This window comes from Microbispora sp. KK1-11 (genome assembly GCF_006874435.1).
GTDB classification, from domain to species: Bacteria; Actinomycetota; Actinomycetes; order Streptosporangiales; family Streptosporangiaceae; genus Microbispora; species Microbispora catharanthi.
Genome location: NZ_VIRJ01000006.1, coordinates 165,983 through 180,552, shown reverse-complemented (window position 1 = coordinate 180,552; position 14,570 = coordinate 165,983). Strand labels below are relative to the sequence as shown.

Annotated in this window: 20 protein-coding genes; 12 read left to right on the top strand and 8 right to left on the bottom strand. The window is 73.1% G+C overall.

Annotated elements, in window-relative coordinates; genetic code table 11:
* Positions 1–16: 16 nt before the first annotated feature.
* Together FLW16_RS11725 and FLW16_RS45125 are read left to right on the top strand one after the other, a co-directional pair.
* A complete protein-coding gene (locus FLW16_RS11725; protein ID WP_260615176.1) occupies positions 17–733 on the top strand; it encodes a DUF429 domain-containing protein in 717 nt (238 codons plus the stop codon).
* A 95-nt stretch (positions 734–828) separates the two neighbouring features.
* On the top strand, positions 829–957 hold the full coding sequence (locus FLW16_RS45125; RefSeq protein ID WP_260615175.1) for a hypothetical protein: 129 nt from the start codon (positions 829–831) through the stop codon (positions 955–957).
* 66 nt (positions 958–1,023) lie between these two features.
* Here the strand turns inward: FLW16_RS45125 and FLW16_RS11720 are convergent, their stop codons facing one another.
* The 3 genes from FLW16_RS11720 to FLW16_RS11710 are packed head-to-tail and all read right to left on the bottom strand — an operon-like array spanning position 1,024 to position 2,889.
* The gene (locus FLW16_RS11720; RefSeq protein ID WP_142560022.1) at positions 1,024–1,479 is read right to left on the bottom strand and encodes an SRPBCC domain-containing protein; all 456 of its coding nucleotides are present in this window, start codon (positions 1,477–1,479) and stop codon (positions 1,024–1,026) included.
* Between the two features lie 45 nt (positions 1,480–1,524).
* Positions 1,525–2,283, bottom strand: a complete 759-nt coding sequence (locus FLW16_RS11715; RefSeq protein WP_142560021.1) for an SRPBCC domain-containing protein — start codon at positions 2,281–2,283, stop codon at positions 1,525–1,527.
* Between the two features lie 3 nt (positions 2,284–2,286).
* Positions 2,287–2,889 (bottom strand): helix-turn-helix domain-containing protein, encoded by a 603-nt coding sequence (locus FLW16_RS11710; RefSeq protein ID WP_185949374.1) that lies wholly within the window; start codon positions 2,887–2,889, stop codon positions 2,287–2,289.
* Between the two features lie 184 nt (positions 2,890–3,073).
* Here FLW16_RS11710 and FLW16_RS11705 point away from each other — a divergent pair, with 184 nt between their 5' ends.
* The 3 genes from FLW16_RS11705 (at position 3,074) to FLW16_RS11695 (ending at position 6,329) form a co-directional block, all read left to right on the top strand.
* On the top strand, positions 3,074–3,673 hold the full coding sequence (locus tag FLW16_RS11705; RefSeq protein ID WP_142560020.1) for a hypothetical protein: 600 nt from the start codon (positions 3,074–3,076) through the stop codon (positions 3,671–3,673).
* A 22-nt stretch (positions 3,674–3,695) separates the two neighbouring features.
* A complete protein-coding gene (locus FLW16_RS11700; RefSeq protein WP_142560019.1) occupies positions 3,696–3,980 on the top strand; it encodes a hypothetical protein in 285 nt (94 codons plus the stop codon).
* Between the two features lie 156 nt (positions 3,981–4,136).
* Complete coding sequence (locus FLW16_RS11695; protein WP_142560018.1) at positions 4,137–6,329, top strand: S8 family serine peptidase; 2,193 nt, start codon at positions 4,137–4,139, stop codon at positions 6,327–6,329.
* Between the two features lie 174 nt (positions 6,330–6,503).
* Here FLW16_RS11695 and FLW16_RS11690 read toward each other — a convergent pair whose 3' ends face one another.
* Positions 6,504–6,773 (bottom strand): DUF1876 domain-containing protein, encoded by a 270-nt coding sequence (locus tag FLW16_RS11690; RefSeq protein ID WP_139580661.1) that lies wholly within the window; start codon positions 6,771–6,773, stop codon positions 6,504–6,506.
* 155 nt (positions 6,774–6,928) lie between these two features.
* Between FLW16_RS11690 and FLW16_RS11685 the strand changes: the two genes are divergently transcribed.
* Positions 6,929–7,789, top strand: coding sequence for a universal stress protein (locus FLW16_RS11685; RefSeq protein WP_142560017.1), 861 nt, complete (start codon positions 6,929–6,931; stop codon positions 7,787–7,789).
* An 80-nt stretch (positions 7,790–7,869) separates the two neighbouring features.
* Here the strand turns inward: FLW16_RS11685 and FLW16_RS11680 are convergent, their stop codons facing one another.
* Complete coding sequence (locus FLW16_RS11680) at positions 7,870–8,307, bottom strand: Hsp20/alpha crystallin family protein (protein WP_142560016.1); 438 nt, start codon at positions 8,305–8,307, stop codon at positions 7,870–7,872.
* Positions 8,308–8,416: 109 nt separating this feature from the next.
* On the opposite strand from FLW16_RS11680, the gene FLW16_RS11675 reads away from it, so the two are divergent.
* From FLW16_RS11675 to FLW16_RS11665, 3 genes are all read left to right on the top strand, one after another.
* Entirely contained in the window at positions 8,417–9,100 is a 684-nt protein-coding gene (locus tag FLW16_RS11675) for a bifunctional 2-polyprenyl-6-hydroxyphenol methylase/3-demethylubiquinol 3-O-methyltransferase UbiG (RefSeq protein WP_185949373.1), read from the top strand.
* Between the two features lie 31 nt (positions 9,101–9,131).
* The gene (locus tag FLW16_RS11670; RefSeq protein WP_142560014.1) at positions 9,132–9,530 is read left to right on the top strand and encodes a cupin domain-containing protein; all 399 of its coding nucleotides are present in this window, start codon (positions 9,132–9,134) and stop codon (positions 9,528–9,530) included.
* Positions 9,531–9,635: 105 nt separating this feature from the next.
* Entirely contained in the window at positions 9,636–10,337 is a 702-nt protein-coding gene (locus FLW16_RS11665; protein WP_142560013.1) for an HAD family hydrolase, read from the top strand.
* Between the two features lie 104 nt (positions 10,338–10,441).
* Here FLW16_RS11665 and FLW16_RS11660 read toward each other — a convergent pair whose 3' ends face one another.
* Complete coding sequence (locus tag FLW16_RS11660; RefSeq protein WP_221891026.1) at positions 10,442–10,984, bottom strand: hypothetical protein; 543 nt, start codon at positions 10,982–10,984, stop codon at positions 10,442–10,444.
* 40 nt (positions 10,985–11,024) lie between these two features.
* Complete coding sequence (locus tag FLW16_RS11655) at positions 11,025–11,594, bottom strand: TetR/AcrR family transcriptional regulator (RefSeq protein WP_142560012.1); 570 nt, start codon at positions 11,592–11,594, stop codon at positions 11,025–11,027.
* A 101-nt stretch (positions 11,595–11,695) separates the two neighbouring features.
* On the opposite strand from FLW16_RS11655, the gene FLW16_RS11650 reads away from it, so the two are divergent.
* A complete protein-coding gene (locus FLW16_RS11650; RefSeq protein WP_142560011.1) occupies positions 11,696–12,622 on the top strand; it encodes an NmrA/HSCARG family protein in 927 nt (308 codons plus the stop codon).
* 80 nt (positions 12,623–12,702) lie between these two features.
* Here FLW16_RS11650 and FLW16_RS11645 read toward each other — a convergent pair whose 3' ends face one another.
* Positions 12,703–12,993, bottom strand: a complete 291-nt coding sequence (locus tag FLW16_RS11645) for a hypothetical protein (RefSeq protein ID WP_079313532.1) — start codon at positions 12,991–12,993, stop codon at positions 12,703–12,705.
* 153 nt (positions 12,994–13,146) lie between these two features.
* Between FLW16_RS11645 and ppgK the strand changes: the two genes are divergently transcribed.
* A complete protein-coding gene (ppgK, locus tag FLW16_RS11640) occupies positions 13,147–13,884 on the top strand; it encodes a polyphosphate--glucose phosphotransferase (RefSeq protein ID WP_142560010.1) in 738 nt (245 codons plus the stop codon).
* Between the two features lie 180 nt (positions 13,885–14,064).
* Entirely contained in the window at positions 14,065–14,568 is a 504-nt protein-coding gene (locus FLW16_RS45915) for a winged helix-turn-helix domain-containing protein (protein ID WP_142560009.1), read from the top strand.
* The last annotated feature ends 2 nt before the right edge of the window (positions 14,569–14,570 follow it).

The following is a 14,570-nucleotide window of genomic DNA, read 5'->3' as shown; positions in this document are numbered from 1 at the left end:
TGTGAAGGATGCTCGTGTGCTCGGTGTCGACGCGTGCAGGGCGGGCTGGATCGGGGTGGTCCCGCCCGCAGGCCCCCGGGACGGGGGTGCGGCCCGCGCCTACTTCGCGCCTCGCGTCGCGGACCTGGTCGCCCTGGCGGACGCGGACGGGGAGGTCGCCGTCGTGGCCGTGGACATGCCGATCGGCCTGCCGGACGGCGCCCCCGGCGGCCCTCCGGGCCGGGGCCGCCGTCTCGCCGACGTGCGGGCGCGCGCGGAGCTCGGCCCCCGGTGGCGGTCGGTGTTCATGACCCCGGTGCGCGCCGCGCTGGAGGCGGACGACTACGCCTCGGCCGTGGCCGTCAACCGCCGCCTGGCCGGCGAGGGCGTTTCCCGCCAGGCTTTCGGGCTCAAGGAGAAGCTGCTGGAGGTCGAGCGCTGGGTGCGGGAGGCGGGCAGGCGGGTCGTGGAGATCCACCCCGAGCTGAGCTTCGCCCGGCTCGCGGGGGCGCCTGTGCCGCACCCGAAGACGACGTGGGCGGGCGCAGAACGGCGGCGTGAACTGCTGGCGGCGGCGGGCGTCGTGCTCGCGGGCGGCCTCGGCAGGGCCGGGGCGGCGGCGGGGGTGGACGACGTGCTCGACGCGGGCGCCGCGGCCTGGACGGCCCTGCGGGTGGCGTCCGGGGAGGCGCGGCCCCTGCCCGATCCTCCCGAGGTCTTCTCCGACGGCATCCCCTGCGCCATCTGGGCCTGACCAAGGCTCTGGAAGCACTAACCCCAATAGGAGTATAAGTATGAGGTAACCCCTTCATAACCCCATAAATGGAAGGGTGCCTCCGGATGCCTCCGATGTCGAAGAGCAAGGCGGCCCCGCCCGACGACCGGGCCGCCGTTGCGCGCGTCCTGCTCAGGTCGGCGGCCGTCGCGGTCTTCTGGGTGCTGCTCCTGCTGCCGCTGCTGCTGCACGCGGGGCGGTGAGACGGCCGCGGGCGTGCCGAGCCGTACGCCGCGTGCCCGGGGGTGCGGCGTACGGCTCGGGGGAGTTCAGGCGAGGTGCTCGGCGAGCCGGTCGAAGAACTGGAGCCAGCCCGCCTTCGCGGCCTCGGCGTGCGCCTCGTCGGTGTTGTAGCCCTCCTGCCTGAAGCTCATCTCCGTACGGTCCCCGAGGTCGGTGAGCGTGAGGGTCGCGACCGAGGCCACGGCGCCCTCCTGGTTGTCCGGGTCGCCGGTGGTGAACACCAGCCGCTCGGGTGCCGCGATCTCCCGGTAGACCCCGCCGAGGGGGGCCTTCGCGCCGTCCGGCGACACGAGGCACGCGCTCCACTCGCCGCCGGGACGCAGGTCCATGGTGATCAGCGAGACCGGGGTGGTGAAGCCGTGCGGGCCGAACCACTGGCTGAAGCGCTCCGGCTCGGTCCAGGCCTTGAAGACGGTCTCGCGGGGGGCGTCAAGGACGCGGGTGATGGTGTATTCGAGGTCGGGGGTGTTCGTCATCGTCATGCCCTTCGTGGTCAGGAGTTCGGACGTGCGTTAGTGCATAGAGGGTCAGGGGAAGAGCCGGGAGAGCCAGGACCGCCAGGCGCCCTCGACCTGCTCCTGATCGGCGTCCTCGGCGAAGACGTGGTGCCCGAGGACCACCACGTTGCCCCGCTGCGGACCCGAGTGGATGAACCGGTAGAGCCCGTCGGCGGTCCGCACGCCGAGGAAGGTCGGGAAGCCGGTGTAGTCGACCACCCCGTCCTCCGGCGCCAGCCCGTCCACCGCGAGCCGCACGGGGTCGCCCAGGCGGACCGTGGCCGGCAGGCCCAGCGCGTCCTTGATCGCCGCCCAGGCCGGTGCGCTCTCGGCCGCCTGGGGGCGCACGGCGGACACGACCGTGGCCGGGCGCCCGCGGAAGTAGGTGAGGTACTGCGCGAGCTTGTGCAGGTACATGTCCCAGCCGACGCCCATCGCCTCGAACTCGGTCTCCCAGTCGTCGTCGCCGAGGAAGCCGTGCTGGACCAGGCGCAGGACCGTGCTGCCGTGGTCGCGCCCCTCGATGAGGTACTCGAACGCCATGAACGTGCCGTCGGGGTTCTCGTCGCCGCGGTACGCGAACCGCTTGCCGGGCTCGTACCCGGTCACGGTGGTGCCCTCGCTGTTGCCGAACATCGTGAACCGGCCGCGGCCGCCCTCGACGGGCTCGATCTCGGTGCGTCCCATGAACCAGGAGTCCACCCCCGGGCCGGTGGCGATCGCGTCCCAGACCTGCTCGGGGGTCGCGTCCAGCTCGATTTCCTTGCGCAGTTCGAACTCGTGGGGCACGCTTCAGCGCTCCTCTATGTCGGCCGCCCGGGGGACGGCGGGATGGACGGCGATGACCAGACGGTGCTCGCGCCCGCCTTCGGCCGAATCGTCGTGGTATTTGCTCACGAGCGCGGCCACGGCGGCCGACAGCTCCTCGGCGAACGCGGCCCTGTCGGCGGCCGAGGCGAAGCGCACCCGGCCGTCGATGGCGAACGTCGCGAGCTTCTTGCGCGCCTGGGACGCTCCGACGATCAGCGTGCCCACGTCGCGTACGAGCTGGGCGGCGAGCGCCAGCAGCCACCGCGCCGACAGCCGGTCGGGTGCGCGTGACGGATCGGGCGCGACCGACGCCAGCGCGGCGGGAGAGATCACGAACGACGCCGCCGTCGCCCGCATGACCCGCTCGTTGACGTTGCCCTTGCGGCGCTCCTCGACCAGCTCCACGAGGCCGTGCCGCTCCAGGGTCTTGAGATGGTAGTTCACCTTCTGCCTCGGCAGCCCCACCTTGGCCGCCAGCATGGTCGCCGAACTGGGCTCCGTCAGCTCGGCGAGCAACCGCGCCCGCATCGGATCCAGGGAGGCCTCCGCCGCCGCCGGATCCTCGATCACCGCCACGTCTTTCATGCCTCAAGGATGGCCTCCGACAAACAATTTTGTCAAGGCAAAGAGAGATGTCGGTTGGTGCCGACGCCCGAGTGCCAAGTCGGCCTTATCCACTCATTACGCCTATAACGTTGTGCGACCGATCTGTCACGCGATGTAATCACATCGGCGATGGGCCGGACCTACTGGCTCCGAAGGAGTGAATATGACGTTCACGGCTATGAACCCCACGTCCATGGCGACCACGCTGGGGTACGGCGCTCAGCACCAGATCTCGCCCCTGCAGCAGCTCGGTCAGCAGATCCCGGCGATACAGCAGCAGCTGTCGCCGCTGGCGATGATCCAGCAGGAGGAGCACATCCTCCCGCAGGAGCACCTGGTGAGCCCGGTGACCTTCTGGACCAAGGTCGCGCGGTACAGCGTGCGTTACGGCGCTCCCGCGGCCCGCCAGATGCTGGAGGGCGTGCTCTACCAGCACCAGGTCCGGGAGCAGATCCAGCAGCAGGTTCAGCAGCAGGTGCTTCCGCCGCAGGTTCTGCAGGCCCTGCAGGCCATCCAGGCCCAGGCCCAGCAGATCCCGCAGGTTTACGGCCAGCCGTACGCCACCCAGGCGTACGCGCAGCACCCCGGCCAGCAGGCCCTTCAGCTCGGCGTCCCGTCCATCCACGGCGCGTACGGGCACCAGGTCCCGCTGACCATGCAGCCGCTGTCGCAGGTCTACGGCCAGGCCTACGGCCAGCAGTACGGCCAGCTGCACCAGCAGGCCGCTCAGCAGGTCCCGGTGCCGGCCGGTGCCGCGTTCTGATCGGAGGAACACCGTGGAGTCGATGGGTCCCGGGATGGGTCCGGTGACGCCCCCGGCCGTGGGAGTCGCGACGGGGCATCCGGCGCCGGTCGCGCCGCTGCAGGCGCACTGCGCCATGACGCTCCAGCGGCTGTACGGCTGGCTGCAGGCGTCACTCCCGCAGGCGCCCCAGGTCGCGGGGATCATCCCGCTGCTGGTGCAGGCGGTACAGCTGTACCGGGCCGGGCGGTACGACGCGTGCCTGGCGCAGATCCAGTTCGCGCTCGGCGCCGTCACCCCCGGACGGCCCACGGTTCCACTGCTGTGACGTGATCACCTCGGTGGCCCGGACCGGTCGGCGGCCGGTCCGGGCCCCCGCCGTCCCGAGACCGGCGAAATGTGATGACAGAGCCTGAACTGCCCGCCGCGCCCTACGGGGCGCGGCCGGCCACACCAGCCTGAGCTGGGGAGAGTCGGAGACGTTGTGACCAATAACGACAAGCCCAAGGACGGAAGCGAGGAGCCGCGCCCGGCGTCCCCGCGGGGGCGGCAGGCGTCCCGCCAGGCGCCGCAGCCGGTGGAGTCCCGGCCGCGGCGCTACATGGTGGCCGCGCTGCCCCAGCCGCATCCGGCGGCACCGGGAGCAGCCGCGCCGGCTCTCGACGGCGACACGGTGCGCAGGCTGCTGGAGGACGACCCCGAGGTGCGCGTGCTGCGCCGCCTGCGGGGGACGGCGGGGAACCCGGGGGCTCAGGCACCCGGGTTCCCCGCTGTGGTCGTGGCGGAGATGACCGCCGAGCACGTCGAGGCGCTGCGGCGGCAGTATCCGCAGCTCTACTTCGAGCGCGACCGGCTGCTCACCTACAGCGACGTGCCCCAGCCGCCGCGCAGGCGGCGGCCCGCACCGGCGGTGGTGCCGCCGGGCGTGGAGAGCACGTTCGCCTTCCTGATCAGGGACGCGGACGGCACGCCGCTGCCCGGCGCGAGCGTCCTGGTGACCGGGCACGGCTGGCCCGCCCAGACGTCCACCGGGGCCGACGGCCGCGCGGTGGTCACGATGGTGGGGGAGACCCCGGAGTCGATCACCGGGGTGACGGTCCGGCCGCGCTCCGGCTACTGGAGCGTCCACATCGACCGCCCGGCCCTGTCAACGACCCGGGACAACCTGATCGAGCCGATGCGCCTGTCGGAGACCTTCGGCGGTTTCCCCGGCAAGCAGGTCTTCGGCTGGGGCCAGCAGGCGATGAACCTCGACCGCCTGCCGCCCACGCTGCGCGGCGCGGGGGTCAGGATCGCCATCATCGACTCCGGGGCCGACGTACGGCACCCCGACCTGCGTGACCGCGTCCGCGCCGGCGTCGACCTGGTCGGCGGGGCGCCGGACGGCTGGTCCGTCGACGCCGCCTACCACGGCTCCCACTGCGCGGCCGTCGTCTCGGGCGCCGACGACGGCCGCGGTGTCGTCGGCTTCGCGGTCGAGGCCGAGGTGCACGCCTGCAAGATCTTCCCGGGCGGGCGGTTCAGCGACCTCATCGAGGCGCTCGATTACTGCATCGAGCAGCGGATCGACGTCGTCAACCTGAGCCTGGCGAGCAGGCACCAATCCCCGCTCGTCGCCGCGAAGATCGAGCAGGCGCGCGAGGCGGGGGTGGCGTGCGTGGTGGCCGCAGGCAACGACGGGGGACCTGTCGGCTTCCCCGGCATCCTGTCCGGCGTGCTGACCGTCGCGGCCGTCGGCAAGGCCGACGCGTTCCCGCCCGGCACCGCCCATGAGGCCGAGATCCGCGGGCCGGTGACCGGCGACGGCTACTTCTCGCCGCGCTTCACCTGCCACGGCCCCGAGATCGACGTGTGCGCCCCGGGCGTGGCCGTCCTGTCGGCCGTCCCTCCGGACGGGTACGCCGCACTGGACGGCACCTCCATGGCCGCGCCGCACGTCGCCGGCCTCGCGGCCCTGGTGCTCGCGCACCACGGAGACTTCCGGGGCCCCTTCAGCGGACGGGACGCGCGGCGGGTCGATCACCTCTTCCACATCATCAGATCGAGTTGTGTCCCGCTGAACCTCGGCGACCTCCACCGCACCGGCGCGGGGATGCCGAACGCGCTGCGCGCCCTCGCGCCCGCCCTCGCGCAGATCACGCCCGAGCCGATCGAGGCCGGCACGCTGCTCGGGCAGCTCACCGCCGAGATGACCGGCGCGGGGCTGCTCGCGTCCGCGGACTGGGGGCCGGGCGGCGACTCCGGGCATACGGTCCACGGCGGCCAGGCGGGCCCCGGAGTCCAGCCCGGCATGGCCCCTCAGGCGGCGGCGTACAGCGCGGGCACGACGGCCAACGGGCCGGTGCCCGGCGGTCTCGTCACCGGCGGGCCGCGCGGGCGCGCCACGGCCACCGGCGGCGGCGTCCCGCCCGACCAGGGCGGAGCGCCCGGCGGCGCGGGGACACGGGGCAAGCGAGGGGGAACGGCCGCGGCCCGGCCGTATGCCACCGGGCCCGGCGGGAGCCGGACGCCCGGCGGCGCGGCGGGCGACGTCCCGGCCGGTCCCCGTACGGCGAACGGCACGCCGACGGCCGGGCCCGGTCCGGTGGGAGGCGAGCAGGCCGCCATGGCCTGGCTGACCGAGGAGATGCGGGCCGCGGGGCTCCTCGGCGAGGACCCGGCCGACCCGGTCGAATGAGGACGCCGGTGTAATGAGGACGCCGGTGGGATGAGGACGTGACGCGCGGACTCCCGGGGGCTCGGGCGGAGCCCCCGGGCGCCGGCTCCGCCGCCAGGCCCGTCCCCGGCACTCCGGCGCCTTCGGCGCGCACACGCCGCCGCCGGCATCGCGGCCGGAGAGCGGGGCGGGGTCTCAGTACGACTCGTAGGCGGGACCGGCGAGCTGGGCCACGTCCTCCGCGCCGTCCCCGATGAGTTTCGCCCCCAGGTCGGCGAGCGCCCGTCCGGCCGCCAGTTCGTCCCCGATCTCGGGCACGGGCCGGTCGGACGGGTTGCGGCGGGCTCGGCCGACGCTCTCGTGGCGTCGTCCCGCGGGCGTGTAGAGCACGGCGGTCGCGGTGGTGACGTCGTCGTTGTCGTCCTCGTTCACGAAGATCTCGACGGTCCAGCGCTTCGATTCCATGTCGGACCACCTCCAGGACTCCAGCATCCCTCCCGGCCGCGGGGCCCCGGCACCGGCCCCGGGCCGAGGACCTACGACTCTGGAGGGCCCCGGCCGCCGGTGGTCACATGGAGGAGGCTCCAGGTCGGAAAGGCCAGTAAGAGGAAGGAGCGCCCATGCCCGGCCCGATCATCGTCGGCACCGACGGTTCGCCCGCCGCGACGGCCGCCGTGCGGTGGGCCGCGGACGACGCGGCCCGCCGCGGCTGCCCGCTGCGCTTCGTCTCCGTCGTGGACCACTGGGCGTACGGCATCCCGAAGTTCCCCACCTCGGGCGGTGACCCGCTCACCGCGCACGCCGAGCGGGCGCTGTCCGCCGCGGAGGCCGTGGCCCGCGAGCGGCAGCCGGACGTGAAGATCAGTACGGAGATCATCGAGGGCATCCCCTCCCGCGTCCTGCGCGACAAGGCCGAGGAGGCCGTCGAGATCGTGCTCGGCAGCAGGGGGCTCGGCGGCTTCGCCGGCATCGTCGTCGGCTCGGTCAGCACCCACGTCGCCGGGCACGCCCCCTGCCCGGTCGTCGTCGTACGGCCCGGGTGGAGCGGCGAGAGGGGGGAGATCGCCGTGGGCGTGGACGACTCGCCCGAATGCGAGCCCGCCCTGGCGTACGCGTTCGAGCAGGCCAGGGCGCACGGCGGCGCGCTGCGGGCCGTGCACGCCTGGCAGCTGCCCGCCCATCCGCTCGCGCCCGAGATCACCTACGACGTGGAGGAGGTGCGCGAGGCCCGTCAGCGCGTGACGCGGGAGAAGCTGGCGGACCCGCGGAGGCGGTATCCCGAGGTGCCGGTGCGCGAGGAGATCGCCTACGGGCACCCGGTCGACGCGCTCGTCCAGGCCTCACGCGGGGCCGGCCTGCTCGTGGTCGGCTCCCACGGCCGGGGCGCGCTGGGCTCGGCGATGCTCGGCTCGGTCAGCCGGGGAGTGCTGCACCACGCCGAGTGCCCGGTCGCCGTCGTAAGGTCCCCGTCGGCGCCCTGAGCGGCCGAGCAGACCCTGAGGAGCTGAGCGAGCTCGGGCCCGTCCGGCGCGGTGCTGCGGACGGGCCCGGCGTGGGCGCCTCAGCTCTGCGGCTGCCCGGCTCCCGGCTTCTCCTCGATCGGGATTCGCCTGCGCTCCTCCCGCTCCTCGGCGAGCCGCACGCTCACCTCGAGGATGCCCTTGTCGTAGGTGGCCTTCACGTCGTTCTCGTCCGCGTTCGGCGGCAGCACGACCGACCGGGTGAAGGCTCCGTAGCGGAACTCGGTGCGGTGCGCCTGCCGCTCCTCGTGGCGCCGTTCGGCGTGGATGGTCAGCACGCCGTTCGACACGCTGATCTCCACATCGTCCGGGTCGATTCCGGGCAGTTCGGCGCGCAGCACGTACCGGCCGTCCTTCACGTAGTCCTCAAGCCGCATCTGCTGCCCGGCCATCGGCCGGAGCGCGGCCATCGGCGCCTCCAGCAGGTCGAACAGGTCGGGAACGAGACCTCTGGACTCCCGTCGCATCGGAACGCTCATGCCTGTCACCTCCGTCCGGCAGAACTCATCATGGAAGAAATACCCGGCAGGAACCGGACAAATCGCCATGGCTGGGCCGCTGACCGGCCCGTGATGCAGGATGGTGATCATGCTGCCAGAACGGATCTATCACGGCACCGGCCCCGGCCCGATCACTCCGGACGGGTGCGCGGTCGACTACTACGCGACGCTCACGCCCGACGGCGAACCCGAGATCGTCCACGCCGCGATACCGGAGGGTGCGGCGATCCTCGAACTCGGCGCGGGGGTGGGCCGGATCACCCACGCCCTCCTCGCGCTCGGTCACGAGGTGGTCGCCGTGGACGAGTCGCCCGAGATGCTCGCGCACATCCACGGGGCGGAGACGGTCCTGTCCCGCATCCAGGACCTGTCGCTGCCCCGGACGTTCGACGTGGTCCTGCTGATGTCGTACGTGATCGACACCGCCGACGACGACCTGTGCCGTGCGTTCCTGCGGACCTGCCGCCGCCACGTGGCCCCCGGCGGGTGCGTGATCCTCCAGCGCCAGCCGCCCGAGTGGTACGACACGGTGGGGCCGTCGGAGACGCGCCGCGACGGACGGGTGATCCGGATGACGGACGTGAACCGGCCAGAGCCGGATCTGCTCGCCGCGACGATGGAGTACGTCGTGGGGGACCGGCGATGGACGCACACGTTCGTCAGCAGGCGCCGCACGGACGACCGGTTCGAGGAGCTGCTGTGCGAGGCCGGGCTCACGACGGAGGGCTTCCCCGGCGGCGATCGTAGATGGGTGCGGGCGGTGCCGGCGTGACGCGACCGGCCCGCGGCGAAAGGAGCGCGTGATGAGGTTCGTACGCGAAGGCGAGATCAAGGCCACCCGGCCGGGACCGGACAGGTTCACCGACGGCGTGTGGGAGGCGGAGGCGCTGAAGGCGGTGGAGCCGGACGGCCTGCGCGCCCAGCGTTTCTCCTACGACCCGCGGGCCCGCTCGGGCTGGCACACCCACGACGGGGAGCAGGCGCTGTACGTGCTGTCGGGGCGCGGGGTGGTGACGCGCTGGGGTGAGGCCGAGGGCACGCTCATCGGGCCCGGCGACTGGGTCCACGTGCAGCCGGGCGAGAAGCACTGGCACGGCGCCGTCGACGACGACACGCTGGTGCACATCGCCGTCACGGCGAGCGGCAAGACCCACTGGCACGGGCCGGTGACCGACGAGGAGTACCGCGCAGGACTGGGCTGAGCGGCGGCGGGACGGCTTGGGCGGCCGTCGGCCCGGCCGCCCGGGTTTCCGGGTGAGAACGGCCGGACGGGTTTCGGCGGCCGCCGGCCGGTGAGAACGGCCACAATGAACGCGGAATTCAACTACCCGGAGCCGCCCGGCCCGGCCTTCCTCTTCGATCTCGACGGCACTTTGATCGACAGCGTCTACCAGCACGTCATCGCCTGGCGCACCGCTCTTCGCGGGGTCGGCATCGATCTGTCGGTGTGGCGCATCCACCGCAGGATCGGCATGAGCGGCGGCCTGCTCGTCAACGCGCTGCTGCGGGAGACCGGCGTCTCCCTGAGGGACGAGCAGATCGAGGAGCTGCAGCAGGCGCACGCCGAGGCGTATCTGGAGCAGATCGACTCGGTGCGCCCGCTGCCGGGCGCGACCGAGCTGCTGAAGCGGCTGTCCGACAACGACGTCCGCTGGGCGATCGCGACCAGCAGCCGGGCCGACACCGCCCGGCGCGCGCTGGACATGCTGGGACTGCCGCCCGACGTGCCGCTCGTCCACCGCGACCAGGTCCGCCGGGCCAAACCCGATCCGGACCTGTTCCTCGCGGGCGCCGCGCTGCTGGACGTCGAGCCGAGGTTCACCATGGTCGTCGGCGACAGCGTCTGGGACCTGCTGGCCGCGCGGCGCGCCGGCGCCCTGGGCGTCGGGCTGCTGTCCGGCGGCTACGGCAGGGACGAGCTGGAGCGCACCGGCGCCTTTCGCGTGTACGCCGATCCCGCCGACCTGCTGACGCGGCTCGACGAGGTCGGCGTGCGGGTCCGTTCCTGACGGGACTCGGCGACGACGAGGCGCGCGTGCGGGCCGTTCCTGACGGGGCTCGGCCGCCCGACGAGGTTCGGCCGCCCGACGAGGTTCGGCCGGCACGCTGCGGCTCAGCCGGTGACGATGACGAGGTCGGCCCGGGAGCGGACGTCATGGCGGGCGTAGTACCGCTCCTCCTGCTCGGCCCAGCGCCGCCAGTGGGGCGCGTACAGCTCGCCGTCGCGGGCGAGCGCCCGCGCCCTGCGGACCTCCTCACCGGCCTCCAGCCACACCAGCCCGCTGAGGTACGGCCCCGCCTCGCGGGCGCCGCAGCCCACACCCTCGATCACGACGGCGTCCGCCCGGGCGATCTCGTGCCATTCGGCGTAGCGGCCCCGGGTCCAGTCGTAGCGCCGCCAGCGCGCCCGGCCCCCGCGGCCCAGGGGACGCAGCACCCACTCCAGCAGGGCGTCCACCCCGGCCTGCAGGCCGTCCCAGCCGTCGTACAGGTCGTCCATGCGGACGACCGGCGCGCCGAGCGCCGCGGCCACGGCGGCGGCCAGCGTCGACTTGCCCGCACCCGAGCGTCCCTCGACGGCCAGCACGCGGGGGCCGGCCGCGCGGGCGGGCCGCGTGCGCAGCCAGCGCGCGACGGCCTCGGGATCGGGGGTCACGCGCGCCGAGCCTAACGGAGGCGCCGGGCAGCCGACTCCGTCACCCCTGACGGGGGCTGACTCCCGCTATGGCCAGGCCGAGCAGCCGCTGTGCGTCGGCCGCGGGGTCCGGGTGGTGTTCCGTGGCCAGGGCGATGCCGGTGATCAGGGCGAGCAGGTCGCCGATGGTCACGCCCGGTGCCAGCGCGCCGTCGTCCGCGGCGCGGCGCGCCAGTGGGCCGCCCGCCTCCGTGAGCTGCGCCGAGCAGCAGTGCTCCTGCACCGCGCCGGGGTCGGTCGCGTGGTCGCGGGCCAGCGCGGTGGCCAGCCCTCGGATGGTCGCGGCGTCCGCGAGGACGGCGCTCAGCCACTCCAGCAGCGCGGCCCGGGTGTCGGCCCTGCCGGTCAGGTCGCGGGCGTGGGCGCACAGGGTCTCGACCCGTTCGCGGAAGACCGCCTCCAGCAGCGCGTGGCGATCGGGAAAGTGCCGGCGCACGGTGCCGGATCCGACTCCTGCGGTGCGGGCGATCTGCTCCAGGGACGCGTCGGGCCCCTCCGCGGCGATCGCCTCCTTGGCCACGGCGAGCAGGCGCGCGTAGTTGCGGCGGGCGTCCGCACGCTGGACGGGCATGGTGTCACCTCATCGGTTGCTAAGTGGCGGGGTCCGCCGTATCTTACCGAAGCATAAACGGCGGGGCCCGCCGCTTATTCATTTACCACAGGAGGGGCCTCATGTCCACCGATTCCGCACCCGTCCTGGTCACCGGCGCCACCGGACGGCAGGGCGGCGCCACGACCCGCGCCCTGCTCGCGAACGGCGTTCCCGTGCGGGCGCTGGTCCGCGACCCCGCGACCGATCGGGCAAGGGCGGTCGAAGCGCTCGGCGCCGAACTGGTCACCGGCGACCTCGACGACCGCGACTCGTTGATCAGGGCCGCGCGCGGTGCCCGGGCCGTCTTCTCGGTGCAGATGCCCCAGATGAAGGGAGACGCCCTCGACTTCGAAGGCGAGCTGACCCAGGCCGTCAACCTGATCGAAGGCGCGCTGGCCGCAGGCGTGCCGCAGTTCGTGCACACGTCCGTCTCCGGCGCGGGCCGGCACACCGAGGCCCCCGGCTGGGCCGAAGGCCGCTGGGCGTCGATGGAGCCCTACTACTCCGCCAAGGCCGGCATCCAGGACCGGGTGCGTGAGGCGGGCTTCACGCACTGGACGATCATCAAGCCGGGCTTCTTCATGGACAACTTCCTTCCGTCCCTGGCGTACCTGTTGCCCCGTGGCGTCGAGGGAGGCATCGTGACCGTGCTGAAGCCCGGCACCCGGCTCTCCCTCGTCGCGGTCGACGACATCGGCGCGGCGGCCGCCGCGGCCGTCGCCGCGCCGGAGCGGTTCCACGGGGTCGAGCTGGAGCTGGCCAGTGACTACCTGACGCTGAGGGAGATCGCCGGGATCCTCTCCCAGGCTCTGGGCACCGAGCTGACCGCGCCCGACATGACCATGGAGGAGGCGGTCGCCGCGGGAATGCCGGGAGCCGGCGTCACCTCACACGAGTTCATCGACACGGTCGGTCAGCCGGCCCGCCCCGAGTACGCGCGGGCCCTCGGCATCCCGCTCACGACCTTCGGGGAATGGGCGCACCGGCACATGCGGGCCGCGGCCTGACGCTTCCGGGGGCGGGCACGGGGCGGCCCGGGAGACCGGCGGGTCCCTCCGGGCCGCTCGTGGAAGCCCTTGCCCGCCCGCTACACGCCGGCGCGGGTGGGGCGGCGGATGTCGCTGCTCTGCTCCTGCCACTCGGGAGTCTCCCGCCCCTTCTCCTCGGCCATCTCCTCCATGCGCAGGGCGATCCCGATCGCGAAGAAGGTCGGCGCCCACTCGCCGACGAACAGCGCCCAGCGGTCGGCGCGTTCGATGCCGGCCGCCTCGTACTTGTTCGAGATGACCCACGAGGCGATCGACATGCCGATCGACCCCAGAGCGGCGCCGTACATCACGTTGGAGCGCAGTCCCATTTTGTGGAGTGTGCTGATCATGCGTGTCCCCCTTGTGGTGATTTGCCCCAATTCGGGGCGTACCCGGCCTGTCCTCCCGTAACCCGGCCGACGGCGCGACGCCGTGCGATACTCGCGACCGCGCATGAGGCGGGGGCGGCTGGGTAGCCGTCCAGCCGGACCAGGAGGGAAGTCATGGAAGTTCTGGGAATCGACATCGGCGGTTCCGGGATCAAGGGCGCCACGGTGGACACGGCCGCCGGCGTGCTCACCCGGGAGCGCCTGCGCATCCCGACGCCGCGGCCCGCCGCGCCGGGGGCCGTCGCCCAGGCCGTACGCGAGATCGCGGAGCACTTCTCCTGGGCCGGCCCGATGGGCGTCACCTTCCCCGGAGTGGTCCTCGACGGGGTCATCAGGACGGCGGCCAACGTGGACAAGTCGTGGATCGGCGTGAAGGGCGCCGACCTGTTCGGCGAGCAGACGGTCGTGCTCAACGACGCGGACGCGGCCGGCGTCGCCGAGATGACCTTCGGCGCGGGCCGGGACCGGCACGGGGTCGTGCTCATGCTGACCTTCGGCACCGGCATCGGCAGCGCGCTCTTCGTGGACGGCACGCTGGTCCCCAACACCGAGTTCGGCCACATCGAGATCCGCGGCAAGGAGGCCGAGCACCGCGCCTCCGACCGGGTGCGCGAGGAGGAGGACCTGAGCTGGGACAAGTGGGCCCGGCACGTGGAGGAGTACCTCAGGCACATGCGCGACCTGCTGTCGCCCACCCTGATCGTCGTCGGCGGGGGCGTGAGCAAGAAGGCCGACAAGTTCCTGCCGTACATCGACCTCGGGGACACCCCGGTGGTGCCCGCCGTGCTGCGGAACGAGGCCGGGATCATCGGCGCGGCGATGGCCGCCGCGGGGGCCGCGCGCATCCCCTGAGCGATAGAAGTCCCTTATTCCTACCTGGACAGCGGGTAATTCCGCTGTCATGATGATCCCATGAGTTCCTCGGGGAGGTTGACCCAGCGCCGGCACATCGACCTGCTGCGCGTCTGCGCCGCCGCCTGTTGACGACCGCGGTCACCACCGTCCGGTACGCCACGAGGCAAGGAGAGGGGCATGTCCCACCAGAACGTGATCGACTTTGTGGAGCGCAGGCGCGAGCAGGGCAATGAGCCCCCCGATCTCGGGCAGGGGTCCGTGCTCGGCGTGCTGCCGGTGCCGGAGACCGGCGCCGTGCTGATGATCGTGGGCTACCTGGTGCCCGCCGCGGTCGCGGCGGACGCGCCCGAGCCGCCGGCCGCCGCCCTGCAGAGGCGGGCGGCCCCCGGCGAGGAGGAGCTGGTCCTGGACCGGGCCGCGCGGGTGGCCCGGGCCGACGGCGAGGAGATCGAGCTGACCTTCCGCGAGTTCGAGCTGCTCGACTACCTCAGCTCGGCCCCCGGCCGGGTCTACAACCGCCGCCAGCTCATGGCGGCCGTCTGGGACAGGTACGACGACGAGGGCGGCCGTACGGTCGACGTGCACGTCCTGCGGCTGCGCCGCAAGCTGGGCCGGCACGCGGGCCGGATCGTGACCGTGCGCAACGTGGGGTACAAGTATCAGCCGTCGCGCCGCCGCTGACA